The organism is Fibrobacter succinogenes, assembly GCF_902779965.1.
GTDB classification, from domain to species: Bacteria; Fibrobacterota; Fibrobacteria; order Fibrobacterales; family Fibrobacteraceae; genus Fibrobacter; species Fibrobacter succinogenes_F.
In genome coordinates, this window is sequence record NZ_CACZDK010000005.1 from 52,128 (window position 1) to 76,775 (window position 24,648).

General features: G+C 45.3%; 19 protein-coding genes. 15 read left to right on the plus strand and 4 right to left on the minus strand.

The annotated features are described in order from the left end of the window. The first annotated feature begins 109 nt into the window (after nt 1-109). Both HUF13_RS03885 and HUF13_RS03890 read left to right on the plus strand, forming a co-directional pair. A complete protein-coding gene (locus tag HUF13_RS03885) occupies nt 110-4,018 on the plus strand; it encodes a fibro-slime domain-containing protein (RefSeq protein WP_173473904.1) in 3,909 nt (1,302 codons plus the stop codon). Between the two features lie 270 nt (nt 4,019-4,288). Next, nucleotides 4,289-7,855: a fibro-slime domain-containing protein gene (locus HUF13_RS03890; protein WP_304038788.1), complete on the plus strand. Its 3,567-nt coding sequence runs from the start codon at nt 4,289-4,291 to the stop codon at nt 7,853-7,855. A gap of 239 nt (nt 7,856-8,094) precedes the next feature. Here the strand turns inward: HUF13_RS03890 and HUF13_RS03895 are convergent, their stop codons facing one another. After that, the gene (locus HUF13_RS03895; RefSeq protein WP_173473906.1) at nt 8,095-9,630 is read right to left on the minus strand and encodes an Rne/Rng family ribonuclease; all 1,536 of its coding nucleotides are present in this window, start codon (nt 9,628-9,630) and stop codon (nt 8,095-8,097) included. Nucleotides 9,631-10,175: 545 nt separating this feature from the next. On the opposite strand from HUF13_RS03895, the gene HUF13_RS03900 reads away from it, so the two are divergent. After that, nucleotides 10,176-11,045, plus strand: a complete 870-nt coding sequence (locus tag HUF13_RS03900) for a hypothetical protein (protein WP_173473907.1) — start codon at nt 10,176-10,178, stop codon at nt 11,043-11,045. 14 nt (nt 11,046-11,059) lie between these two features. Here the strand turns inward: HUF13_RS03900 and HUF13_RS03905 are convergent, their stop codons facing one another. Next, complete coding sequence (locus HUF13_RS03905; protein ID WP_173473908.1) at nt 11,060-11,881, minus strand: M23 family metallopeptidase; 822 nt, start codon at nt 11,879-11,881, stop codon at nt 11,060-11,062. Continuing rightward, nucleotides 11,868-12,152: a hypothetical protein gene (locus HUF13_RS03910; protein ID WP_173473909.1), complete on the minus strand. Its 285-nt coding sequence runs from the start codon at nt 12,150-12,152 to the stop codon at nt 11,868-11,870. The genes HUF13_RS03905 and HUF13_RS03910 overlap by 14 nt, the downstream gene beginning before the upstream one ends. A gap of 60 nt (nt 12,153-12,212) precedes the next feature. Here HUF13_RS03910 and HUF13_RS03915 point away from each other — a divergent pair, with 60 nt between their 5' ends. From HUF13_RS03915 to HUF13_RS03925, 3 genes are all read left to right on the plus strand, one after another. Then, nucleotides 12,213-12,362 (plus strand): hypothetical protein, encoded by a 150-nt coding sequence (locus HUF13_RS03915; RefSeq protein WP_173473910.1) that lies wholly within the window; start codon nt 12,213-12,215, stop codon nt 12,360-12,362. Between the two features lie 3 nt (nt 12,363-12,365). Then, nucleotides 12,366-13,487: a DNA polymerase III subunit beta gene (gene dnaN, locus HUF13_RS03920; protein ID WP_173388856.1), complete on the plus strand. Its 1,122-nt coding sequence runs from the start codon at nt 12,366-12,368 to the stop codon at nt 13,485-13,487. 198 nt (nt 13,488-13,685) lie between these two features. Next, nucleotides 13,686-14,408: a tRNA 2-thiocytidine biosynthesis TtcA family protein gene (locus HUF13_RS03925; RefSeq protein ID WP_041260116.1), complete on the plus strand. Its 723-nt coding sequence runs from the start codon at nt 13,686-13,688 to the stop codon at nt 14,406-14,408. 68 nt (nt 14,409-14,476) lie between these two features. Here HUF13_RS03925 and HUF13_RS03930 read toward each other — a convergent pair whose 3' ends face one another. Then, nucleotides 14,477-15,160, minus strand: a complete 684-nt coding sequence (locus tag HUF13_RS03930) for a fibrobacter succinogenes major paralogous domain-containing protein (RefSeq protein WP_173473911.1) — start codon at nt 15,158-15,160, stop codon at nt 14,477-14,479. Nucleotides 15,161-15,359: 199 nt separating this feature from the next. Here HUF13_RS03930 and HUF13_RS03935 point away from each other — a divergent pair, with 199 nt between their 5' ends. From HUF13_RS03935 to HUF13_RS03975, 9 genes are all read left to right on the plus strand, one after another. Further along, on the plus strand, nt 15,360-15,956 hold the full coding sequence (locus HUF13_RS03935) for a hypothetical protein (RefSeq protein WP_173473912.1): 597 nt from the start codon (nt 15,360-15,362) through the stop codon (nt 15,954-15,956). A gap of 2 nt (nt 15,957-15,958) precedes the next feature. Further along, the gene (locus HUF13_RS03940) at nt 15,959-17,509 is read left to right on the plus strand and encodes a type I restriction-modification system subunit M (RefSeq protein ID WP_173473913.1); all 1,551 of its coding nucleotides are present in this window, start codon (nt 15,959-15,961) and stop codon (nt 17,507-17,509) included. A gap of 77 nt (nt 17,510-17,586) precedes the next feature. Next, nucleotides 17,587-18,462, plus strand: a complete 876-nt coding sequence (locus HUF13_RS03945; protein WP_254899954.1) for a KilA-N domain-containing protein — start codon at nt 17,587-17,589, stop codon at nt 18,460-18,462. Nucleotides 18,463-18,504: 42 nt separating this feature from the next. Continuing rightward, a complete protein-coding gene (locus HUF13_RS03950; protein ID WP_173473914.1) occupies nt 18,505-20,112 on the plus strand; it encodes an AAA family ATPase in 1,608 nt (535 codons plus the stop codon). Next, complete coding sequence (locus HUF13_RS03955) at nt 20,099-20,794, plus strand: DUF4145 domain-containing protein (protein WP_304038790.1); 696 nt, start codon at nt 20,099-20,101, stop codon at nt 20,792-20,794. The genes HUF13_RS03950 and HUF13_RS03955 overlap by 14 nt, the downstream gene beginning before the upstream one ends. 43 nt (nt 20,795-20,837) lie before the next feature. Beyond that, nucleotides 20,838-21,767 carry an MBL fold metallo-hydrolase gene (locus tag HUF13_RS03960; protein WP_173473915.1) on the plus strand — a complete coding sequence of 310 codons (930 nt, stop codon included), beginning with the start codon at nt 20,838-20,840 and terminating at the stop codon, nt 21,765-21,767. After that, complete coding sequence (locus HUF13_RS03965) at nt 21,764-22,261, plus strand: hypothetical protein (RefSeq protein WP_173473916.1); 498 nt, start codon at nt 21,764-21,766, stop codon at nt 22,259-22,261. The genes HUF13_RS03960 and HUF13_RS03965 overlap by 4 nt, the downstream gene beginning before the upstream one ends. 5 nt (nt 22,262-22,266) lie before the next feature. Beyond that, complete coding sequence (locus HUF13_RS03970) at nt 22,267-23,565, plus strand: restriction endonuclease subunit S (protein WP_173473917.1); 1,299 nt, start codon at nt 22,267-22,269, stop codon at nt 23,563-23,565. 21 nt (nt 23,566-23,586) lie between these two features. Beyond that, complete coding sequence (locus HUF13_RS03975; RefSeq protein ID WP_173473918.1) at nt 23,587-24,645, plus strand: virulence RhuM family protein; 1,059 nt, start codon at nt 23,587-23,589, stop codon at nt 24,643-24,645. Nucleotides 24,646-24,648: the final 3 nt, after the last annotated feature.

The following is a 24,648-nucleotide window of genomic DNA, read 5'->3' on the forward strand; positions in this document are numbered from 1 at the left end:
ATTTTACACTAAAGCCCTCTTGACAAACATCCTTTATTGTTATTTTTGCGAAAAGTGTATGGGAAACACTGTGGGCAAGGAGGGGGAACTAATATCTTAGGAGTCACGGATGAGGATCAGTGGGCTAATATCCAAGGTTTTGGTGTGTTTGGCGTTATTCGGTGCCTGTGCTTTTGCACAGACGGTTGCAATTGCGCACATCATTTACGACGGCAATGTCTTATTCTATGCCGACAACGAAAGCAATTTCGTGTACAAATCGCTTGAAAAAGGCGACGATGGGACATACACCATCGAATTCACCGACGAGCGCCTGGCCAATGGCAAAAAGGATGTCCGTCACCTGCAATTCGGGGTGGGCTGTAGCGGCAATACATGCCATACGGACCTGAGTCCCGACAACAAGCCGTTGCTCGGAACGCTATTCCCTAAATACAGGGAAAATTCCATTCAAGACGGCAAGTACATTTACGACAAGGAAGAAGTCTGGATTGTCATCAACGACGACAAGACTCTGACGATTTCAGACACTAAACCAACGGTCGCGGTCAAGCCTAAGAAACATATCCGCTTCCTCACCCCGTGGACGAACACCAACGCCATCATGTTCTTGAATGGCATGGAAAACTACATGAGCCCGGTAGGTTCCCCGTATTGCGGTTGGTTCGAAAGCATGGTTACAAAGCCAGCCGACAGCGCATGGGTTTACTTTAAGCAGACTATCGGTACAACATTTGTCGGAGCCGAAGGCACCGTCGAAGGTGATTCCGCACTTGCCCCTATATTGCTCGATTCCGCACTCGCCGTTAGCGATACAATCTGGATTGTCGCTTACCAGTATGGCACCCCCGAAATTCATGTCGATTATCCGGGCGTTCTTGGCGAATGCCTCCCGAAGATCCTTCCCGTGATGATGTTCGACTGGTACGACGGTTCCATGAATTCCGACGGCTCCAAGAACGGCCTCAGCTACGGAGAAGGTGGCGCCGGACGCACAGGATTTGACATTCGTGGAGTCCCGATGTTTGGCACTGGAACTAGCGAAGACTTTGGGCAAGACGGCTGCAAAGGTGAACCGATGACGGGCATGGTCGAAAAACAGCTCGGTGCAAACGGTGTTCCCGTGATGGCCAAGAACTTCCCCGACAATTGCAAAAACGCATCGCACCTCAACAACTGGTTCCTCCCCGAAGTCGTTGCCGAAAAGGACGGCAAGCAATATACAAACGTCACCTGCCGCGACCTCGAACTTACGCTTACGAACGACGGTTTCTGGCTCGGGCAAAAAGATGACGAAAGCCCAGAACATGGACTCTTCTTGCTCGACGACTTCCGCTGGCTCGATAGCGCACAAACTGTTGAAAACCCGCACTACGATTCCCTCAGCGGTGGAAAAGACGCTCCTGGTTACCACAATTACGGCTTCACCATGAAGATCCAGGCGGAATTTGTCTATGTCAAAGGGCAGTACTTTGAATTCAACGGTGACGACGATGTGTGGGTGTTCATTAACAACAAACTCGTTGTCGATATTGGCGGTCTACACAAGAAAGTCAAGAGATCCGTAAACCTCGACGACCTTGGACTTACTCCGGGTGAAACTTATCCGTTCCACATTTTCTACGCCGAACGCAAGCGCACACAATCGAACTTCATGATGCGCACGTCCATCGACCTGAAGGTGGAATCCAGCATGCTCCTCACGAATCTCTCTACGGATACAACGATTATCAAGAAAGAAGTATGGCAGACCATCCGTGAAAAGACACTTGCTTGCGATTTCTCCTCGAACTCGGAACAAAAGCGCACAGAACGCGGCCCATCCAACTTTACGTTGTTCGGAAAGAGTCTCCCGATGACGGGTGTTGCCTTAGGTAAGCTCGACACCGCATACTACGGCGGCATCACAATTACAAACGATTACACGATGCTCACCATCAACACGACGACTATCGCCCGCATGCAAACGCTTCCGCCGGGAACTTACTACGTTCGCGTTGCCCTCAAGAACAATCCCAAGGAATACAAGGATGTTTACTTCACGGTTCCACCAACGGAACTTCCGAACATCGCCTTTGCAAATATCATTGATTCCAGCTACTGCTTTATAGCAGACATCGTAAAGCGAGATACGCTCTGCCTCGACAAGTACTGGAAGCCGCTCGGAAGCGAAGCAAATCGCGACATCAGTAGCGACTCGCTCCCCATCAACATGAACAAGAACGAAAAGCTTTGGGCAGGCCGCATTTACCCCATCAACGTTTCTTATGTTGAAGACTGGGCCCGCAGCTACAGCGGCATGACCGTTCAAGTTTCGACAAACAATCCGAAACTCATCCCATGCGATTCCCTGGGCTCTCCGCTCCCGAATAGCGAGTTTGTACTCATCGAAGGAAAGAACACTTTCTACGTGAAGGCGACAGGAGCTGTTGACAACGGAACGATTACTATTTCTTCAACTGTTGCCAAAAACAAGAGCGTCAACTGGACAAACATCAACATCGCAGAACCGCCTGTTCCGCAAATCGAAACCGCATTCATCTATGACAGAAACGGTGACGGTCGCGGCGACAGCGTCTGGATTAGCTTTAACAAGCCGCTTGGCGGCAATAGTGTTCTCAACGCCATCTCGTTTACGTTCGGGCTTACGCATTACGAAATTACAAACGTAAGCTATGCCGAAGGCGCCCGCGAGCTTTCGCTCACCGCCGAAGGCGATGGATTTGGCACAGCCATATCCACGGGCGGCGCACAAGAACCTTACGCCGGAAAAATCACTGCGCTTTACACCTACACAAACCCCGAAGACCACACCATTTCGCACTTTTCCGTCGACGGCGTTCTCAGTGACGCCATCGGCCCCATCATCATGGCTGCCGAGATTTCGTACACTGACGATGGAAAGACGATGCTGAGCCTTACATTCAGCGAAGGCGTTACCGCAGCCACCGCAAGTTCAAACTTGTTCAACTACCGCAGTTACGGCAGCGGCTCGCTTTCAACTATCGTTCAAGAAGCTGATTACATCGTTACTTCACCGGCAAACCGCTGGAAGCTCATCTTCTCGAAAAAGAGCAACTCCGATATCATTCCTATCGTGGGCGACTCCATACGTATCAAGCCGCCTTCCGAAGGCGGACTCGCAGTCGATCTCGTCGGCATCCCGGCTCACGACAAGAACCCGTGGGTACGCATCACCGGCGAACAACGCATTACCGTAACAAGCCCGGCCGTCGTCACCATGGACAAGAACTCGCCGAACTTCGACAAAACTCGTAAAATCGTCAGCAGCGATTCCGCAACTGTCCCCATCCTCGTACATAGCGATAAACCGCTTACGGCAAATCAGGTCGGCGAAATTTACGGCACCCAAGGTCATTACCTCGGCGACATGAACTTATCCGAACTTGTCGAAAACGAAATCAGCGAAATTGCAAAAGTTGTAAAAACAAGCACAGTCTTCGAAGACAAGGAAGCCGTGAAGATTGGAAGCCCGGCAACCACCATTACACTTGAAACGATCATTTCCATGCTGGATCGCAAGGAAATTTCGTACAAGGATGCAAAGGAACGGTTCGGTGTAAACGATGTCATTCTCAACGCCTATGACAACGGGCTACTGAACAAGGACAACCTGCACAACTACACGCACGGTACACCCGAAGACATCAAGACCATCGCCGAATCCATGGCCGACAAAACCGAATTCAGCTACAAGACGATTTATTACTCTAGCCTCGGACATTTCGTCAACAGCGACAATGGTCAAATCGCCTGTAACGACGATATTTTCAAGACGGATGGCGCCAAGAACTGCCTCGGAAACGAAGACCACCTCTATCTCGCCTGGAACATGCGCTCGAAAAAGGGCCGCCTCGTCGGCACAGGCGTGTACATAGCCCGCCTTGAAATCCGCCTCATCGTGAACGGCAAGAGAATCACCAAGCGCACACAGGACTTCCTCTGGGGATTCCGCCACCCCAACATTCCAATTGAAGATTTTGGCATAAAAAAGTAATTTTGAAATCTGCTAATTTTACCCTCGGATCTTGATTCCGAGGGCTTTTTTTTTTGAAAAAACGGAACTTTTCCCCCTCGCAAAGTATTCTCTACACAAGCGTTGCTGTAATCGCAATTTATTTTACAAATTCATAAAAAAAAATTGATATGAATCACAATATTAAATGTATTTTCATAAGGAATAACAGTATTCAGGGAGTCGTGGATGCGGTGTAAAAACATGATCTTTAGTGTATTTTTAATACTCTTATGTGCAGTCATTCCGTCAATGGCTGCAGAATATCCTATTCATATATTAAGTCGTCCCAACACTTACGACGCTCTATCCATGACCATAGGCAATGGTGTTGGAGCAACATGTATAGCACTAACCCCTAACGCAGACGGCTCGTTTGACACGCAGCAAAACGTAACGAACAACCAAAGAATCTACTTTTACAGCAACGAAAGATGCACCGGCAGAGCATTAGGCAACGTCACTGTACGTCTTAATTCTGACGTTATTAAAATCAATATCACCATTAACAATACTAGAACAAACGCATCCGTAACCGCTGCCTACGAGAACGCTCCCAAAAAGACAATCCGCTTCTTTGTCCCCTGGACTAACACGAACGCCATCCTCTATGTCGCTGGCGGCAAATCTGATACGATGACCACCATCAAGAACTTCTGCGGATGGTTCGAAGCCAAAGTCACTCCGCCCGAAGGATCTTTCCAAGTCTACTTCAAGCAGACTCTCGGCTATGAATACGTCACCGACATTCATAATTCCATCAAGATAACGCCAATTGAACAATCGACTTTACTCTCGCTCGATGAAGCCGCTGCCCAAGCAGACACCATCTGGGTCAAGGCAGGCAAGGATATCGGGGCAGCAACAACGATTTACACCAAGTACCCGGGCGTTTTAGGCGATTGCCCCACCAAGACACTCCCTGTAATGATGTTTGACTGGCTCCATGGTACAAACGGCGATGGCGACGATGAAGGCTCAAATGGCGACCCGGCAAATGGCGTGAGCGCGGACTTCGGTTCCAGCGGATGCGCACACCATACCAGAGGAATGGTTCAAGAAATGCTTGGCCCCAATGGCGTACCCATACCTGCCGACCCTTTCCCAGAAGATTGCAAGATTACAACACATCTCGCTCAATGGTTCTTGCCAGAAGTCATCACAACTAAGAACGGCGTTCCCTATACTAACGCCACCTGCCGTTCCATTGAATTGAGTCTCCAGAATGACGGTCTCTGGCTCGGCCAAAAAGACGACAATAGCACCGAAGGAGGCTTATTCCTCCTCGATGACTTCGAATACCTTGATGCCGAAAAGACAATACCGAACCCCTACTTCGACAATATTTCGGGAAGAGGCAAGAGACATAATTACGGCTTTACCATGAAAATCCAGGCCACGTTCGAATACATTCCGGGCCAGTACTTTGAATTCAACGGTGACGATGACGTGTGGGTGTTCATCAATAACCGTCTCGTCGTAGATATCGGTGGCCAGCATACAAAAGTCTTTGGTGCAGTGAATCTCGACACGCTCGGGCTTCAAGAAGGCAAGAACTATCCGTTCCATATCTTCTATGCCGAACGCCATACAACCCAGTCCAACTTTATGATGAGAACGTCCATCGACCTGAAGACCGAAGCAAGTATCCTCGCCAAAGACATGTCCGATGCAGGACTTATCAATTACGAAATATTCCAGCGCATTAGCAAGCAAGCCCTTTCTTGCGATTTCTCTGGAACAACAACGGTAGATACCGTAGCTGCCCCGTCTAACTTTACCTTGTTCGGTAGCGGAGCATATGCCGAGGGCGTCCCTCTGGATAGCGTTGGCGTTTGGTTTGGCGGCATTGTCATCAAGCCGGGCTACACCGGGTTCACCATCGATACGGCACAAATCAAGTCGAAGAGAGCTCTCCCACCGGGAACCTATCAATTACGTTTCTCATTGCAGAAAGATGAATCCCAGTATGACGAAATCACATTTGTCATAGACAAGTACGCAGCACTCCCCATTGTCTATGCCCGCGTCGATAACCAAAATCAATGGAGATCCCTTGGAGCGGAAGTCGATGGCACTGTCGATACACTCGGCAAATGGGTGAACACGCGTTACCCTGTAAATATTATGCTCGATGATGGAGCTGCTTTTGACGACATGGTTTATGTTATCACGAACAACCCTGCTGTAATTCCCTGCGATGAAAACGGAACTCCCATCACGGCAATTACGCTCAAGAACGGCAAGGCGACATTCTACGTCAAGGCAACCGCACCAGTTCAAGGAATCAAGATTATCGTCTCTAGCGCAGACGAATCGCAAAAAGCAGTTTGGAAGAACATCTCATTCATGGAACCGCCTGTACCACAAGTCGTTTTCGCCTGCATATTCGACAGGGATGGCGATGGACGTGGCGATAGCGTTTATGCAAAGCTCAGTAAACCATATGGGAACACTCAAGTCAACAACTACGTCAAATTGGATTCCGTTCAACTGGAATTTGGCGAAAAGTTCCCGACGATTCTCGATATAAACGACATTAAAACAAGCGCCCATGACAGCACCATGATAATCACTACCGCCGGTGGCTTTGGAGCCGTTCCATTCACAGGTGGTGCTGAATCCATCTATAGCGGAAAGATTACACCTTTCTGGAAATATCAGGACGCACCAATCAGCCTTACAAGCGATGTGACCGACTCCATTGGCCCAGTCATTACATCTGCAGATATTTCTTACAGCAATGACGGTTCTACAGTACTCTTAGTTTCTTTCAGTGAAGGGTTAGATTGCGAAGATGATGTTGCCGCAACGTACTTCACGTATTTCTTCAGGCAAACAGCTACTGAAAGACAAGATATCGTCCCAGATATTATTGCCAAAGAAAAGAAATTTAGATGGAGACTCATCTTTAGAAGTTCCAACAACGACAAGGAAAATATCCCGGTCATGGGCGACTCCATCAAGCTGGTTCCCGGCGTTCACATGGACCTTCTCCACAGAAGTACTCCTGTAACGAACCCGTATGTTCGCATCTCCGGCGAGCAGAAGATTGTTGTCACAAGCGCTCCAGTCGTAACGATTGGCGAATCAGATGTTTCTAGAGAAATTATTACAAGCCCCACACCGACTATTCCGAAGATTGTTCCAGCTGACCAATCCAAAACAGCAAAGGAAATCGCAACCGAATACGGAGCGCAAGGCCATTACCTTGGCGACCTGAGCCTTTCAAGCTTAGTGAAAGACGAAGTCACGAACATTGAAGCCGCCATCAAGAACGCCAACCAAAAAGCAATTGAAAAAGAAGGCAAAAAGCTAACAGATCTCATTGTCGAAAAAGGTGTTAAAGCCGTAGATAAGGAATATGATCTTGGTAAAGAATTCATGAACGCCTACAGCAACGAAATAATCTCGCTTGAGGATATCAAGGAAATAACCAAAGGCAATTCAGCCATAACTGCCAAAATAACGAAGAAACTCGCCGAAGAGACAAAACTGCGCTATCAGACAAAGTATTTCACAAGCCTTGGCATTTTCGTGAATAGCACTTCGGGTTCATTCAGCTGCATAGATACCAGCAGTAACGTGAACAAGCCGTATAACGGCAACTGCCTTGACAAGGACAACGACGGAAAGATATTCCTCGCCTGGAATATGCGTTCCAAGAAAGGAAGGCTCGTCGGCACAGGAGTTTACATTGCAAGACTTACGTATGAAATCAAGATTGGATCCAGAACTGTCGTAGACCGCACGCAGGACTTCCTCTGGGGTGTGCGTCACGGCAAGACAAAGGGATTCACCATCGATTTGCGTGAATAAGAGCTTTCCCCTCTCTCTAAAGGCGCCTGCTCGCTCGGCAGGCGTCTTTTTTGTTTAAAATTTTAAGAATAAATGTCATAATGGAGATTCCCGCTCGGTGGCGGGAATGACAAGGGGAAAAAGCGACCCACGCCTTCGCGGGAATGACAGAGCAAAAAAAAGAATCCGTCGGTGATTGCCGGCGAATTCTTTTACGTTAAACGCGAAAACGTTATCGCGAGAAGTGCGGGAGCGACAACTTATGCGAAGTTGTACAAATCCGTAATGTCTTCGCCCGACTTGTCGTACATCCAGAACTGGTTTACGTGAGCCGATTCATCTTCCACGAGGGAAATCTTGATGTTGTGCTTGTATTCCAGATAGTTGAACATGCGGTTCAAGTCCTTGCAAAGGACATCGACGACCGGAGCGCTCACCACGAGGGTTACTTCGCGGAGACGGGCCTTGGTGTGGGCACGTGCAAGCCAGCGGTCAATCATGCCAAGCGTCGATTCCAGCGTGGCAATGCGGCCACTGCCGTTGCACACGGGGCAGCATTCGGTCTTTTCGGTCATGAGGTTCACGCGGACGCGCTTACGGGTCACTTCCATGAGGCCGAACTGGCTAATCGGAGCCGGGCTGATCGGAGCCTTGTCGCGGCGGATTGCCTTGCGGAATTCCTGATAGACGGCTTCGCGGTCTTCGTCCGTTTCCATATCGATGAAGTCGATGATGATAAGACCACCCACATCGCGGAGACGGAGCTGCTTTGCAATTTCGTGGCAAGCATCGAGGTTCGTTTCGAGAATGATCTTGCCCTGGTCCTTGCCGTGGACCTTCGGACCCGTGTTCACGTCGATGGACACGAGAGCTTCGGTCTGTTCAATGACGAGGTTGCCACCGCGCGGAAGCGGGACCTGGCGCTGCAAAGAGCGAGCGTAGTCGTTTTCGATCTTGAAGTATTCGAACAAGCTTTCGCTGGAGCTCCAGAGCTTGACCTTGTCGAGCTTATCTGGAGAGAGAACCTTCAGATATTCACGAAGGGCAAAGTATTCGTCGCGGTTGTCGATATACACGTAGTCCGTGTTTTCGCCGAAATATTCGCGAACAGTCTGTTCAATGGAATCGGATTCTTCGTAGATGCAGGTCTCGGGCGGCATGGTTTCGAAGTTGTACTTCGTCTGTTCCCATTTGCTTTCGAGTTCGCGCATCTGCTTGTTGATTTCGAATTCGGATTCGTTGAGGCCGTTGGTGCGGACAATGTAGCCTACATCGCGACCCTTGAGGCGGCGTACGACCTTCTTGAACTCGCGGCGCTTGACCGGATCGCGTTCACGCTTGGACACACCGACGAAATTTGTACCGGGCATGCAAACCAAGAAACGACCAGCAAAGCTCAAGTGCGTCGTCAAACGGGCACCCTTAGTGCTAATCGGTTCCTTGACCACCTGCACCATGATTTCTTGACCTTCCTGGAGAATTTCATCAATCGAAATTTCCTTAGATGCATCGCCTTCGTCATCATCGTCACCATATTCTCGGCGCAACAATTCGTTGCGGTCCATGGCGTCTTCCTGATGCAAAAAGCCAGCCTTCTCCAGACCAATGTCAATGAATGCCGCCTTGAGTGCGGGAAGCACCTTCTGAACGACACCCTTATAAATATTGCCCAGAACTCGATTAGACGAAACACCTTCCACAACCAATTCTGCGAGTTCACCATCTTCCATGATGGCGATGCGCTTTTCGTACGGCGTTTTACTAATCAAGATTCCGCGCTTACACTTATTTGCCATTAAAACTCCTAAAGGGTAAAGCAAAACTTGATAGATATCCCCAAGACCAGTCCAAAAGTATGGACCGTATCCGAGCCTCCAACGTTTCTTGACGGAAAGTACCGCCCGCCTGCATTGCAAGGCCTGGGGACCATAAATATAACAAGTAGGAAGTAGGAAGTAGGAAGTAGGAAGTTAAAATGTAGAGAGAAATAGGAAGTAGGACAAATGCGTAGGTCGAGAGTCGCGACAAAACTTGTTTTGGCATGACCGAGACCAGCATTTGGTACTTGAGCGGAGCGAAAGTACAAGTAGGAAGTTAAAATGTAGAGAGAAATAGGAAGTAGGAGGCTTTAGTTACTAGTTCTGAGTTACTAGTTACTAGAGCTTAGTTGGCAGAACTTAGAACTTAGTTGGCAGTGGGAAGAGTTTAGAATTTAGGGACGTCATCCTGACACCATAGGTGGAAGGATCCAGTAAAGTTTTAGTTGGTAGAGCTTAGAGAAAAGCGGCAATGGGCTTGCTCATTGGGAGACAAGTCGACTGGCTAGAATTTTTGTAATTTCATGGATATGCTTACCGAAGTCAATCTCAAAGACAAAGATTATCTAAAAGCGTACGAGGAGCAAATCCGAACACTCCCCCTAGACGAGCTGTATGAAGTTTTAGATATCATCAAACGCGACCCTTCCCGCGAACGCATTGACATTGTCGAAAAAAGAATTCAAGAATTAGAAGGAACAACCTTCGTCGAAAAGAAAAAAGAGAAATCGCAAATCGAACTACAACCAAACAGTGAAACTCAAGTCAAAAAAGACGAAGCAGAAGAATCAAAGTCTGAGACATTCTACATCAACCAGCCTTCATCCAATTACAAAGGAACGTTGTCTGAACGGGAATTAGCCGAAGCACGCTTGTTTGCACATTTAGTCGATGAAAAATATAAAAATGCGCCACCACCGCCTCGCCAACGTACTCCCGTAGATATATTAGTTAACTTGTTCTTTTTCACACTTGTATTTGGCAGCTGGATCTTTATCACTGCAATAGGCGGCTACCACAATCAAAAAGGAACGCTTGTATATTACCCTGAACATAGCATTTCGGATTCTATAGCAATCGCTTCATATTTCTGCCTTGTCGGATGTTTTATTTTCGCACGCTGCTATAAAAAAGAAGGTTCAATAGGTGTAGGCATTGCAGGATTTTTCTGGATTAAATCTTTTTGGGGATTTCTTAAAGGGATTTACCCAGGCTTTTTCGTAACACCCAATGCATCCTTGTCTCGGATTATATCAATGTCAATCCTTATTTTATCATCGTTGTTCGTTGTCAAAGTTATTACGACCAACGAAAAAAGCTATATGAAAAAAACTTTGCTAATGGTTCTTTTTTGTCTTGCCATTGAACAAGTCGGCTGGCTGGAATATTTATAACCAACAACTATTGATTACTTTGTAATAAAGTAATCTTCGGGATTGACAGGGACGCCATTCACGCGGATTTCATAGTGCAGGCCAAGACTCGACTGGAGGCCGCTCTTGCCAATCAACGCAATCGGATCGCCACGACGCACTTTTGCGCCAGGCTTTAAAAGCGTTTCACCAAGATGCGCGTAGAACGTTTTCACATGCTCCATGTGCTCGATTTTCATGGTCAGTCCAAAACCGCGATGCTTGCGAACTTCTACGACGGTTCCGCCACCAGTTGCATAAACCGTATCGCCCTCAGCCGCCAAAAAGTCAACACCTCTGTGCGGAAGTTCCTGATCGGTAAACGCATCGAACACCATTTCGAATCGGCTCTTGATATCGTGATGATTCTTGAGCGGATGAAGCACCGGGACGCTCGCCGCAAGCGCAGAATCCTTTTCCAAGATATTCAAAGTCTTGCGTAACGTTGTTCTCATTTCAATCAAATTCTTTTTCGGAGAACCATCGTCTTCTGATCCATTTTCAAGAGTGAACCCCAGCCCGCCAAGTTTCATGGAACTATCGCGAACCATGCGAGTCTCTTCAATCTTTAAAATCGTTGTATCCACAACCGTGCGGATTTTCTTGATTTCACCCTTGATCACAGAATTCTGGTGATAGACATCCATCAAGTTGCCGTTCGACAAGTTTTCCACAATCTGAACCGGCGAGAAAGTGAAAAAGCCTATAATTGCGCAAATAGTTAGAACAAAATAAACAATAGCTTTCCGTACGGAGAACGTTATATCTCGTCCCTTGGTATCCCTGTTCGGATAAATGTGCACCTCAAGCTTTTTCACTGGAACCTTCGGCTTTGTTCAATTTCTGTTCGAGTTCGGCGACCTGTTTTTTGATTTCGAAAATAGCGCCCACGGCCTCGACCGTAGACGGGTCATCCTTGATGGAATCTAGACGGCCTTCCTGAATAGCCTCATAAACATGTTGTCCGAGCAATTGGAACTTTGCCTTGAGCTTAGACTCAACCATCGACAATTCAACGCGTGAAAGTACGTTAGACGCACAGTCCATAGCCGTATTTTTCAGCTTATTTAGAGTATTTTCATTTATCATATCATTCGACCTGTCTCTAAAATAGTAGATTTTTCGATATAAAACAACGGAGAATTTCCTATGAGTCGTAGCGATCGCAGAAGAGCAAAGCAAAACGTCAAAAAATTCGTACCAAAGAAGGCAAATGCGCTGGATAAACGAGTTATCGTGGCCCTCGCAATCATCGTCGTTGTATTTTTCGTAGGAACAATGATCATCCAAAGAGGCTAATTAATGAAGTTCACTATCCAGAAGAATGTTTTGCAGGAAGCCCTGCAGGCAGCAATTAGCGCTGTTCCGAACAAGTCCACCATCCAGATTCTCAACAACTTTTCGCTCCGCCTCGAAGGCAATTTCCTCGAAGTGAGCGCCACCGACCTCGACCTCGGTATCAGGGTCAAGGTGGAAGTTCAGGGCGAACGTGATGGCGCAGTCGTCATCAACGCACGCAAGTTGTTCGACCAGGTGAAGAGCCTCGTGGACCCGAGCATCACGAACATTACTTTTGACGCCCAAGATTACTTGGTCAAGATCCAGTGGAGCGAACGCGGTAAAGCAAGCATCATCGGCTTTGATGCAAACGACTTCCCGCCGTTCCCGGAAATTGAAAATGGTGAAACGCTCAACATTGCTGCAAGCGAACTCGCATTCCTCGCCGAAAAAACATTGTTCGCCACTTCTACCGATTCCACCCGCTTGAGCTTGAACGGCGTGTTCCTCGAAGCGAAGGACGGCAAGATTTCCATGGTCGCCACCGACGGTCACCGCTTGGGCCGCGCCGCCATCGACCAGGAAGGCGCAGAACTTTCGAACGGTGTCATCATCCCGCACAAGGCATTGCAGCATATTCTGCACATGGCAAAGGGCGATTCCACTGTTGAAGTCCGTGCATCTGCAACGCACATTCTCTTTAACACCGGTTCTATCCAGGTGATTTCTAAGCTGTACGAAGGACCGTATCCGAGCTACCGCTCCGTGATCCCGACGCAGTTCGAACGCACCGCACAGGCCAACACGACGGAATTCCAGAACAAGATCCGCAGCGTGATTTCTATGGCTAACGCACGCACCCGCAAGATCCGCTTGCAGTTCGACGGCAACATCCTCGAACTCAGCGCCACGGACCCGGATGTTGGCGGCGATTCTCGCGAAGCACTCGCTATCACGCACAACGGCGAAGGTAGCTTCTGCATTGGTTTCAACGGCCAGTTCCTCGCAGAAATCCTCGGCATGTGCAAGAGCGAAGAAGTCATCATGAAGATGAACAACCCGCTTGGCGCTTGCATCATCGAACCGGTTGGCGAAAACATGAACTTCTCGTTCTTGTTGATGCCGACGCACCTGACGGACAACTAACCGCAGTTCGGAAAGATTTAAGGGCTCTCGAGAGAGAGCCTTTTTTATTCTGAAGAATTGTGTACGCAAAGGGAACCGTGTCCGCAAGTGGAACCGCGCCAAGTTTAATGGGAATGAATCTGCAAAAGGAAGTGCCGCGAACTTTAATGTGAATTGTCGCGCAATAGGAAACGCCGCACATTTTGGATAAAGTAAATCATGTCGAGTCAAATACGCAAGAGAGTCAATAAGAAAATCACGAAAGCCATTCACGACTTCAACCTGATTGAAGACGGAGACCGCGTGCTCATCGCCACAAGCGGTGGCAAGGATTCAAGCGTGTTGTTGATGGAGCTCGCCGCACGCCTCGGCAAATTCGGGCCCAAGTGCGAACTCGCCGCCATCCACATTCAAAGCGATTTTGCAGACAAAGCTCCTCGCGAATTTTTGCAGCGCATGGCAGAAGAATACCCGCAAGTGCCATTCTACTTTAAGGACGTGGCCGTAGAGGCTCGCCTCAAAGAAGGCCGCAAGCTGAACTGTTATTGGTGCAGCACGCAGCGCCGCACGGAACTCATCAAGTTCGCAAGCGAAAACAACTTCAATAAAATCGCGCTCGGCCACCACATGGATGACATCGTCGAAACGCTTTTGATGAACATGCTGTACAAAGGCGAGTTTAGCGGGATGCCGCCAATGGTTCCGTACGAGAAATATCCGTGCAGCATTATCCGCCCGCTCTGCTACTGCGAAGAAAGCGAAATCATCGCCTACGCCGAAGACGCGGACATTCGCAAGTTCACCTGTACCTGCGAATTCTCGAAAGCAAGCCACCGCAAAACCATCCGCGAAGAAATCAAGAGCTTAACGAAAGGAAGCTCCACGCTAAAAGCAAACTTGTTCGAAAGCATGCGAAATATCAGGATGGATTATTTGTTGTAAATGCGTATGGTTCGAGGAGTATGCGCGACCTCATATAGAATGTATCTGCAAATGGTACCGCGCGGGCTTTATCGGACACAGCGCACGGAACGATAGTCCTCTTTCGCGAACGAATTTAAACTTGCAGCATCGCTGCTGAACGACAAGAACAGATAATACGCATTCGATTCTGGATTTTCAGCATCTTCAGTCGCACTCCAAAAGTACGCGTAACCGCCAATACCATCAAATTTACCGCCAGTCATCGAGCCATCATCTGCTTTCGAAATTGCGCCGCGATACCCCGCCGGGAGTGCATTGAATCCGAATTCATCCGTGCCGTTTCCTTTCTTGAACCAACCATCTTTTGCTTTTAATGCTAGGCCCGCATGGTTATTCTGAACTGCATTAGACGCATTGGGAACTGCGCCGGAATTGCCAGCTTGAGACTGCGCGACATTCCCAGGCGCCGCAATCATCAACGCCTCGAAATCCGCCTTCGTCGGGAGGCGCCAACCCTCAGGGCAAACCGTTTTTGCCTCTGCCCACGTATAAAGGCGACCCAAGCGTTTGCAATTTCGCGAGTCGCCATCCGGACAAGCACTCGTTTCTGTTTCGTAATTCAGATTTTCCGCCATCCATGTAAAATCACCAATCTTCACAACATCATAGCTCTGCCCGTCACGCGAATCCGTAAAAGACTCGGAACAAGCGGAGATGAGGAATGAAAGAGATAATGCGAAAGTCGCTAAAAAACGAAAGCGGATATTCATATAAGCAAAGATATATTTATTCCCCACCTCGCAAAAAAAACGTCGGCAATATTTACAAGTCAGCAGCAAACAACATTTATCAGCCTCTTTACAAAAAAAATCACAAATCGACCATAACAAATATTTTTATAAAAACTATTGCTTTTAGGCAGTACATAAGCTATATTAGCATCATAATCCACAAAAAATGCATTACATTATGTTTTTAAGCAATGTTTCTACAGTAAGAACGGGGCTTGTTACAGCCCGAAAACAGGCAAAAGGACCCGAAAAAGGCCTTTTCCAAGAATATCGTCTGTTGAGCCTGCGATGCATCAAGGAACCAGGCGTCTTGGACGTAAGCCTAGCCGAGCCGTATATGTCAAGGGAATTGCTAAAATCAGACTTTTTAACCAAGCGCGATGACATTCTGGTGCGGCTAAGCGCCCCTTACACGGCGATTTTGGTCAATGACGAATCCGCCGACTATGTGGTTCCCTCCCATTTTGCGATTATCCGCGTCGACAAGTCAAAAGCGGATCCCGCCTATGTGTTGTGGATTTTGCGTCAGCAATCCACCCTGAAGCAAATCTACCAGAATGTGAGTGGCACAGTCGCATTCGGCACCATCAGTTCCAACTTCTTCAACGACTTGAAAATTGACGACATCCCACTCGAAAAACAACGGCTGATCGGCGCGATTTTGAAACTATCAGAAAAGGAACAGACTCTGCTTTCAGAACTCGCAAAAGCCAAAGCCGAACAAACCCGAATCGCCCTCCAAGTGGCATACAAAAATTTAAATAAAGGAAAATAAAGATGACGACAAAACAGAATATTGAAAAGGCTCTCTGGAGCGCTTGCGACAGTTTTCGCGGCAAAATCGATAGTTCGCGCTACAAGGACTACATCCTTTCGATGCTCTTCGTAAAATACCTGAGCGATGTGTATAAGGAAACCCGCGAAAAGTACGAAAAGCAGTACAAGGGCGACAAGCAGCGCGTGGAACGTGCCATGAGCCGCGAGCGTTTCGTGATGGACGAAACCTCCACGTTCGATTACCTCTACGAAAAGAGGAACGACAACCAAATTGGTCAGAAAATTAACGTGGCATTGGCGGCAATCGAAAACAACAACAGTGCCAAGTTGCACGATGTGTTTCGCGCCATCGACTTTAACTCCACGGTTGATTTTGGCGAGCCCAAGGAAAAGAACGCGACCCTCAAGAACCTGCTGGAAGATTTCAAGGATCTCGACCTGCGCCCGTCGCAGCTGGACAATGCCGACATCATCGGCGATGCCTACGAATACATGATTGCGAACTTCGCATCGGATGCGGGCAAGAAGGGTGGCGAATTTTACACGCCGAACAAGGTTTCTGAACTTGTCGCACGCTTGGTGAAGCCCAAGGAAAACGACCGTATTTACGACGGAACTTGCGGAAGCGGCGGCTTGCTGCTCAAGGCTTTTGCGCAAATCAAGAATCGCAAGGCGCGTATTTATGGCCAGGAACAGAACATGCAGACATGGGCACTTTGCCGCATGAACATGTTCCTGCATGGTGTTGACGATGCCGTGATTTGGCAGGGCGATACGCTCTCGAACCCGGGCAACATCGAGAACGACCAGCTGATGAAATTTCAGTGCATCGTGGCCAATCCGCCCTTCTCCTTGGACAAATGGGATAGCGGCTTCTTGGGCGATGTTGCTGAAAATGACAAAAAAGCGAAGATGTCGGCCGACCTGGACACGTTCCATCGCTTTGACTGGGGCGTTCCGCCGACATCCAAGGGTGATTACGCCTTCGTGATGCATTTCCTCCATAGCCTCGATGACGCGACGGGCCGTATGGGCATTGTGCTTCCGCATGGCGTGCTGTTCCGTGGTGCAAGCGAAGGCAAGATTCGCCAGACGATTATCGAAAAATTCAACTTCCTGGATGCGGTTATCGGGCTTCCGGCAAACCTGTTCTATGGCGCCGGCATTCCCGCCTGTATTCTCATTTTCCGCAAGAACCGCGGAGCCAATAATCACGTTCTCTTTGTGGACGCAAGCGGTGACGAGCATTACGAAAAGGGCAAGAACCAGAACATTTTGCGCGAACAGGACGTGTCGAAAATTGTCGATACCTACAAGACTTATCTTGCCGACCCGAGTTACGGCGGCGAAGAAAAGTACAGCTACGTGGCTACACTCGACGAAATCAAGGAAAACGACTACAACCTGAATATTCCGCGCTATGTTGATACCTTCGAAGAAGAAGCGTTGGTGGATATTGACGATGTCAAGACGAATATCAAGAACATCGAAGAAGAACTCTCGAAGGTCCAGAAGCAGATGGCTAAATATATGAAGGAACTCGGACTGTAAATACAACAATTATCATTTTCGTGAAGCCACGAAAATGATGTTGAGATATCATAATAAGGCAGAAATAGGAGCGTGGTATGGTAAAAAAGATGATTCAAGCGAAAAAAGAGACGATTCATGCCTTAGGGATTGATATTGGTATCTATACCGCAGATTTCGAAAATGAGTATATCTCCCTGACGGATATTGCTCGTTTTAGAAGTTCTGACCCAAGAATTACGATTCATAGTTGGCTTAGAAATAGGGATGTGGTGGATTTTTTGGGGTTGTGGGAAGCCCTTCATAACACGGATTTTAAACGTAGCGAATTCGATACGTTTAAAAAAGATGCCGGTAGTAACGCTTTTACGTTCTCTATAAAGAAGTGGACCGATGAGATGGGGGCGGTGGGCATTGTCTCGAAGTCTGGCAGATACGGTGGCGGTATTTTTGCGCATAGCGATATTGCCATGGAATTTGCTTCATGGATATCTCCTGAATTCAAACTGTATATTGTCAAGGATTATCGACGTCTTAAATCAGATGAAAACAGCCGCCTGTCCCTAAATTGGAACCTGAATAGGGAAATTTCCAAGCTAAATTACAGGATTCATACTGATGCGATTAAGGGAAAACTCATTTTGCCGCAGTTGACCTCGATGCAGAAGAGTTTTGTTTATGCCGATGAAGCTGATTTGTTGAACGTGGCTCTTTTTGGAGAAACCGCCAAGGAATGGCGGGATGAAAATCCGGATAAAAAAGGGAATATTAGGGACTATGCCGATATTCCGCATCTTTTGGTTTTGGCGAACCTTGAAAGTTACAATGCCATTTTGATAAAGGAAGGGGTGCCGCAATCAGAACGACTTGTAAAATTACGTGAAACAGCAGAAAGTCAACTAGGAACTATTCTATCACTTGATTTACAAAAGCCGATTTTGATTGAAAATGGAACAAAGAGGATAGGGAAGTAGACCAATTTCGTGGAGTCGTGAAAATGGTAAGGAGTAAGTGATATGATAAAAATTCGAAAAATACAGTTTTGGGAACATCCTGTGCTGGGCAATTTGAGTCTAGATTTTTGTGGGCGTGATGGTAAAGCTGCTGATACGATTTTATTAGCGGGGGAAAATGGTTCAGGTAAGAGTACCATTATAAACGCTGTTAGCGGAATTCTGAATGATACCTTGTTTAGTTTGTCTCGCATTGAATGGGAAAACGATGGGGTTTGTCATTTTGTAGATATCCAACATGTAAAAGAAAATGTTTATTGCACCGATGATACTGGCGCAAGGTACCATGGTATAATCTCTCTTTCTCGGTACAACGAAAATAAACCCATAAATACCATTTTTTCGGATGTTGATATCAATTTTAGTGCGAGTGTTATTAAATCGGTAACTAGTAAAAATTTAGATGCAGCAAAAGGATATGTCCGATCAAATTTTAATTTCCCAACGGAAATCAAGCAATTGTTAGTTGATATACAAGCTTTAGACAATGATGCGATTGCCCGCGAAGTGGAAGCTAATCCTGAAATTGCATATAAGGATTTAACAATTGAAAAACGAATGACTCGCTTTACGAATGCGTTTAATAAAATGTTTGACGATTTAAAGTATTGTCGAGTCAACAATGCAAACGGTCATAAGGATGTTCTATTTGAAAAATATGGAAAAGAAATAACGATTGATCAATTGAGTTCTGGTGAAAAGCAGATTGTGTACCGTGGATGTTTTTTGCTTAAAGATAAAGAATCTATGAACGGGGCAATTGTCTTTATTGATGAACCCGAAATTAGTTTGCATCCTATATGGCAAAAGAAAATAATGGATTATTACAAGGGTATTTTCACAAACGTTGAAGGGGTTCAGACTTCTCAAATTTTTGCTGTAACGCATTCTCCCTTTGTTATTCATAATGAAAATCGTAAGAATGACAAGGTAATTGTCCTGAAACGTGATGCAGAAGGAAAAATCGGTATTGATGAAAAACCTGAGTATTACGACTGTTCTTCAACAAAGGTGATAGAAGACGCTTTTTCTATCAGCGACTTTACTGAGCACCAGTATGATGCGGATCAGCCCTGTGTTTATCTTGAAGGTAGAACGGATGAAAAGTATTTCAACAAGGCATTAGCCGTTTTTGGATATAAGGATGTTCCGTTCCAATTCAAATGGATTGGGTATATAGATGATAAAGGGGATGAACGATATACAGGATGTAAAGCGCTGGATCAGGCATGTGATTTTTTAATATCGAGTAGATTAAGTGTAAAAAGTGTTTTGTTGTATGATTGTGATACAAAGAAACCATCGACAGAAAAGAATAATGTTTATACAAGAGCGCTCCCGACTTATCCGAATTCAAAGGGGATGAAAAAAGGAATTGAGAATGCTTTGGTTTTAGACTCGATAGACCTTACGGGCTTTTATAATCATAAAACCATTTATGGCGATTATGGAGAACCAAAAGATATTCCTGAATTCAAGAAAATGGAATTTTGTGATTACATTTGTTCTTTAGATGATGATTCATTGAAAGAAGTTTTGGGAAACCTTAAAAGGGAAATAGATTCATTAATAAATATTTTTAAACATGAGGCGAAAAATGATTCAGTTTGATTATGGCAAAAGAATTTATACATGTCCGTTTTGCAGGAGGCAACAAGCAATAAATGGCGCCTCATTTGTGAAAAATTCAACTGGTTTTTATGATGAATATGGTCAACCAATACGAAATGGGTATGAAAGTGAAACTGAACTACAAATATGCAGCATAAGATGCTCAAATTTGGATTGTCGTAGGATAACTGTTCTGGCAATGGATTTTCGTATGCAAAAACGTGTTTGCGATATCATCCCCAAGAAAGTGATTCGACAATTTCCAGACTATATTCCTCAGCAAATTCGTAATGACTACGAGGAGGCCACTTGCATTTTAAACGACAGTCCTAAAGCGGCTGCAACATTATACAGACGTTGCTTGCAGGGAATGGTTCGGGACTTTTGGGGTATTGCGAAAAACAAACTTGCTGATGCCATAAAAGAACTGAATGGAAAGGTTTCTGTTGCACAATGGAATGCCATAGATGGATTAAGGAAAATAGGGAATATTGGGGCCCATATGGAAAACGATGTCAATATGATTATTGACATCGATGAAGGTGAAGCAGAAAAACTTGGGAAATTGATTGAGCTACTTATGGAAAAATGGTATATCGCTAGACATGATGAAGAAGCTTTGCTTCAAGATATTTCTGCAATATCTGCACAAAAGCAGGATGAAAGAAAGGGTGCAAAATAAATCCAGAGATTGAAAAAGGATACAAAGAGGATTGGAGGATAAAATGTCTATAATTAAATCTTTTTCTGTTGGCGAAGGTGACATGTTTTATATAAAACATGGTAGTAGCAATTTTTCCATTATAGATTGTTGTCTAGGTGATGATAATGCAGACGCTATTATTGAAGAAATTGAGTGCGAACGCAAAGGCAAAGACATCACCCGATTTATTTCAACGCATCCTGACGAAGACCATATTCATGGTTTGAAGTACTTGAACAGCATACTAGATATTCGAAATTTTTATTGCGTTGCGAATAGAGCGACGAAAAACGAACCTACAGGTGATTTTAATTATTATTGTGCTTTTAGAGACAATCGTGATGTTTATTTTTATGTCCATAAAGGTTGTTCTCGTAAATGGATGAATGCTAATGATGAAAATGACGGCCAAAACTACGGCTCATCTGGGATTAACTTTTTGTGGCCTGATTTGAACAATGCCGATTATAATGAGGCCTTAAAACAAGCTGCACAAGGAGTCGCTTTCAATAATATTTCTCCTATTTTTACTTATGAAGTTGCTAATGGGGTTAAAGTGATATGGATGGGAGATATGGAGAAAGATTTTCAAGAAAAGATAAAGAATTGTGTTGCGTGGCCACAAGTAGACATTCTCTTTGCTCCACATCATGGGAGAGACTCGGGCAAAGTTCCTGAAGAAATTTTAAAGAAACTTAATCCTCAAATTATTATAATAGGAGAGGCTCCATCGGAACATCTTAACTATTATAGGGGATACAATACTATTACACAGAATACGGCAAAAGACATCACATTCAATTGTGTTGATGGTCTGGTACATGTTTATTTTTCTGAATTAGAATATCCATATGATTTATCTTTTTTGACCAATTGTCGAGCAGATAATTATTATTTAGGTTTTTATAAAGGATCCTTTTTAACCCATAATGCAGCAAGGATTAGACGATGAAAGAAAAAATACCTTTCTACAACATAGTGAATATGTTCTTCGTTGGATGTGTGTTCGTTATATTTACGATCCCGTTCTTTATTGACGCCATTGATTTAGATGCAACAAAAAAATACAGTGAAATAATCTCGAATTGGACCGGAATTATTTCGGTAGTTGCAATTGCAGCAATGTTTGAAATAGGTTTTATTATAAATAGGCTTGGCTCAATAATCATTGAACCTCTATATGTCATTCTAAAAATCTGGCCACGTGAAAAATACGATGCAAAGATTTCTGAAATAAGTCAGAGTAATGCCAAATTTCAGTCGATGATAACAGAACTCAATCTTATGCGTAGTCATATTATGATTTGCTTGATAATCTTGATTGCTGCGTTGTTTTTGGGGAAATTTCTTTATGCATTGAGCATGTTTGCCTTGATATGTGTTTTTTCTTTTGGTGGAAGAAAACATAATACAAAAATCAATATTATTAGAAAACAGAATGGGTAGAGTGTATGACTCCAGAGATTGAAAAAAGAATTAAGGCTGTGCAGGCGGGGCGTGTTCCGGCTGGGTATAAAAGGACTAAAGTTGGAATTGTTCCGAAGGAATGGGATGAACTCAAACTTTCGCATTATTTGAGCGTATCCAAGGAAAAGAATACCGAGTTGAAGTATTCAAAAGAAGATGTTTTTTCTATTTCTGGCGAACTGGGAATAGTTAATCAGATTGAGTTACTTGGACGCTCTTATGCAGGTGTGTCTGTAGCTCCGTATGGAGTTGTTAAACCCAACGACGTTGTGTATACCAAAAGTCCATTGAAAGCAAACCCGTATGGCATCATAAAAACAAATAAAACGGGAAAAACAGGGATAGTTTCGACGTTATATGCAATTTTTAATTGTAAAAATAATGTAAATCCGATTTTTGTTCAGTATTATTTCGAGTCTGATAAGAATTTGAATGATTATTTGCATCCAATTGTTAATATCGGTGCGAAACACGATATGAAAATTAGTGACGAAAACTCTTTAAGTGGAATTGTCATTTTCCCGCCTCTTTCGGAGCAGAAGAAGATTGCGGAGATTTTGGCGACGCAAGATAGGGTAATTGAGCTGAAGGAAAAGTTGATTGCCGAAAAGCAGTGTCAAAAGAAATATTTGATGAGCGTATTGTTGGGCGATGATTTCAAGAAGCCCTTCAAATTGAATGGCGTAACCATTGATAAGAAAAAATGGGAAATTACCAAAATCAATTCCGTAATAAAAAAAGTTGATAATCCTGTTGTTGTGAATAAAGAAAATCAATATACACAAATAGGTATTTATTCGCACGGGAAAGGTCTGTTTTATAAAGAACCTGTTACCGGAAAAGAACTTGGAAATAAATCTGTGTTTTGGATTGAGCCAAATTGCTTTATTCTGAATATAGTTTTTGCATGGGAACAGGCTGTTGCAAAAACAACTGAAAAAGAAAAAGGATTTATCGCATCTCATAGGTTTCCGATGTTTAAGCCTATCGATAATCTTATTGATGTTGATTATGCTGTGTATTATTTTTTAACAAAAAAGGGAACATATATCTTAGATGCCGCATCTCCTGGTGGTGCAGGAAGAAATAGAACTTTAGGTCAAGATCGTTTCCTTGAAAGTAAAATTCTCCTTCCCTCTCTCCCTGAACAAGAGGCGATTGCCAAAGTCCTTTCTGCGGCAGATGAAGAAATTTCCCTTTTGCAAAAGGACTTGGAACAGGAAAAACTCAAGAAAAAGTCCCTAATGCAGCTACTGCTCACCGGCCTTGTGAGAGTGCAATAAAAGTAGAACGAAGGTGATTTTATGTCAAAGTCCCGAAAGATAACCCCAGTCTCCATTCGCAGCTCGGCTGCGGAGTATTTGACTTATGTCTCTGCTGTTGGCGGTTCCGAGCAGAGCGTAGAGATGCGTTATGAAAACGAAAATGTTTGGCTGACGCAGAAGATGATGGCGGAATTGTACGGGGTTGATGTTCGAACGATAAACGAACATATTTCCAAGATTTTGAGTGATGGAGAATTGCCAGAAGATCCAACTATCCGGAATTTCCGGATAGTTCAAACCGAGGGTTCGCGGCAAGTATCCCGTGATGTATTGCATTACAACCTCCAGATGATTATTGCAGTTGGGTTCAAGGTCAATAATGAACGTGCAGTGCAGTTCCGCAAGTGGGCGGGACAAATCGTCAAGGATTACACCATCCAGGGTTGGGTGATGGACAAGGAACGCCTCAAGAATTTCGGGACCATCTTGACCGAAGATTATTTTGAGAAACAGTTAGAGGCAATTCGTGAAATTCGCGTTTCGGAGCGTCGATTCTATCAGAAGGTGACGGATATCTATTCTACGGCATTGGATTATGACCCTTCGGCAAAAATTACACAGGATTTCTTCAAAAAAGTCCAAAACAAGTTGCACTGGGCGATTCATGGACATACTGCAGCCGAACTGATTGCCGAACGTGCCGATAGCAAAAAGGAACACATGGGCTTGAAGACTTGGGCGGCATCACCCAAGGGTAAAATTATGAAGTCCGATGTGATTGTGGCGAAGAATTACCTGGACAAAGAAGAGTTGAGTGCGCTTGAACTGATTGTTTCGGGTTATTTGGATTTTGCGGAAATGCAAGCGAATAGGCATATTCCCATGACTATGGAAGATTGGGCTAAACATCTGGACCGCATTTTGATGGCAACCGAACATGAACTTTTGACCAACGCTGGGAAAATTTCGATGGAAGTGGCGCAAGCCCATGCGATAACGGAATGGGAAAAATACCGCATCGTGCAGGATAAGCTTTTCCGCAGTGATTTTGACTACTTCTTGGAACTCCATGAAAAAATGGCACAGTACAAGGCGTGAGGT

Excerpts from the sequence above, each read along its gene's own strand:
- HUF13_RS03915 (WP_173473910.1), top strand. The coding sequence starts at position 12,213 with ATGAGTCGTAGCGATCGCAGAAGAGCAAAGCAAAACGTCAAAAAATTC.
- HUF13_RS03970 (WP_173473917.1), top strand. The coding sequence starts at position 22,267 with ATGACTCCAGAGATTGAAAAAAGAATTAAGGCTGTGCAGGCGGGGCGT.
- HUF13_RS03930 (WP_173473911.1), bottom strand. The coding sequence starts at position 15,160 with ATGAATATCCGCTTTCGTTTTTTAGCGACTTTCGCATTATCTCTTTCA.
- HUF13_RS03935 (WP_173473912.1), top strand. The coding sequence starts at position 15,360 with ATGTTTTTAAGCAATGTTTCTACAGTAAGAACGGGGCTTGTTACAGCC.
- dnaN (WP_173388856.1), top strand. The coding sequence starts at position 12,366 with ATGAAGTTCACTATCCAGAAGAATGTTTTGCAGGAAGCCCTGCAGGCA.
- HUF13_RS03895 (WP_173473906.1), bottom strand. The coding sequence starts at position 9,630 with ATGGCAAATAAGTGTAAGCGCGGAATCTTGATTAGTAAAACGCCGTAC.
- HUF13_RS03900 (WP_173473907.1), top strand. The coding sequence starts at position 10,176 with ATGGATATGCTTACCGAAGTCAATCTCAAAGACAAAGATTATCTAAAA.
- HUF13_RS03925 (WP_041260116.1), top strand. The coding sequence starts at position 13,686 with ATGTCGAGTCAAATACGCAAGAGAGTCAATAAGAAAATCACGAAAGCC.
- HUF13_RS03940 (WP_173473913.1), top strand. The coding sequence starts at position 15,959 with ATGACGACAAAACAGAATATTGAAAAGGCTCTCTGGAGCGCTTGCGAC.
- HUF13_RS03965 (WP_173473916.1), top strand. The coding sequence starts at position 21,764 with ATGAAAGAAAAAATACCTTTCTACAACATAGTGAATATGTTCTTCGTT.
- HUF13_RS03960 (WP_173473915.1), top strand. The coding sequence starts at position 20,838 with ATGTCTATAATTAAATCTTTTTCTGTTGGCGAAGGTGACATGTTTTAT.
- HUF13_RS03955 (WP_304038790.1), top strand. The coding sequence starts at position 20,099 with ATGATTCAGTTTGATTATGGCAAAAGAATTTATACATGTCCGTTTTGC.
- HUF13_RS03950 (WP_173473914.1), top strand. The coding sequence starts at position 18,505 with ATGATAAAAATTCGAAAAATACAGTTTTGGGAACATCCTGTGCTGGGC.
- HUF13_RS03885 (WP_173473904.1), top strand. The coding sequence starts at position 110 with ATGAGGATCAGTGGGCTAATATCCAAGGTTTTGGTGTGTTTGGCGTTA.
- HUF13_RS03975 (WP_173473918.1), top strand. The coding sequence starts at position 23,587 with ATGTCAAAGTCCCGAAAGATAACCCCAGTCTCCATTCGCAGCTCGGCT.
- HUF13_RS03945 (WP_254899954.1), top strand. The coding sequence starts at position 17,587 with ATGGTAAAAAAGATGATTCAAGCGAAAAAAGAGACGATTCATGCCTTA.
- HUF13_RS03910 (WP_173473909.1), bottom strand. The coding sequence starts at position 12,152 with ATGATAAATGAAAATACTCTAAATAAGCTGAAAAATACGGCTATGGAC.
- HUF13_RS03890 (WP_304038788.1), top strand. The coding sequence starts at position 4,289 with ATGGCTGCAGAATATCCTATTCATATATTAAGTCGTCCCAACACTTAC.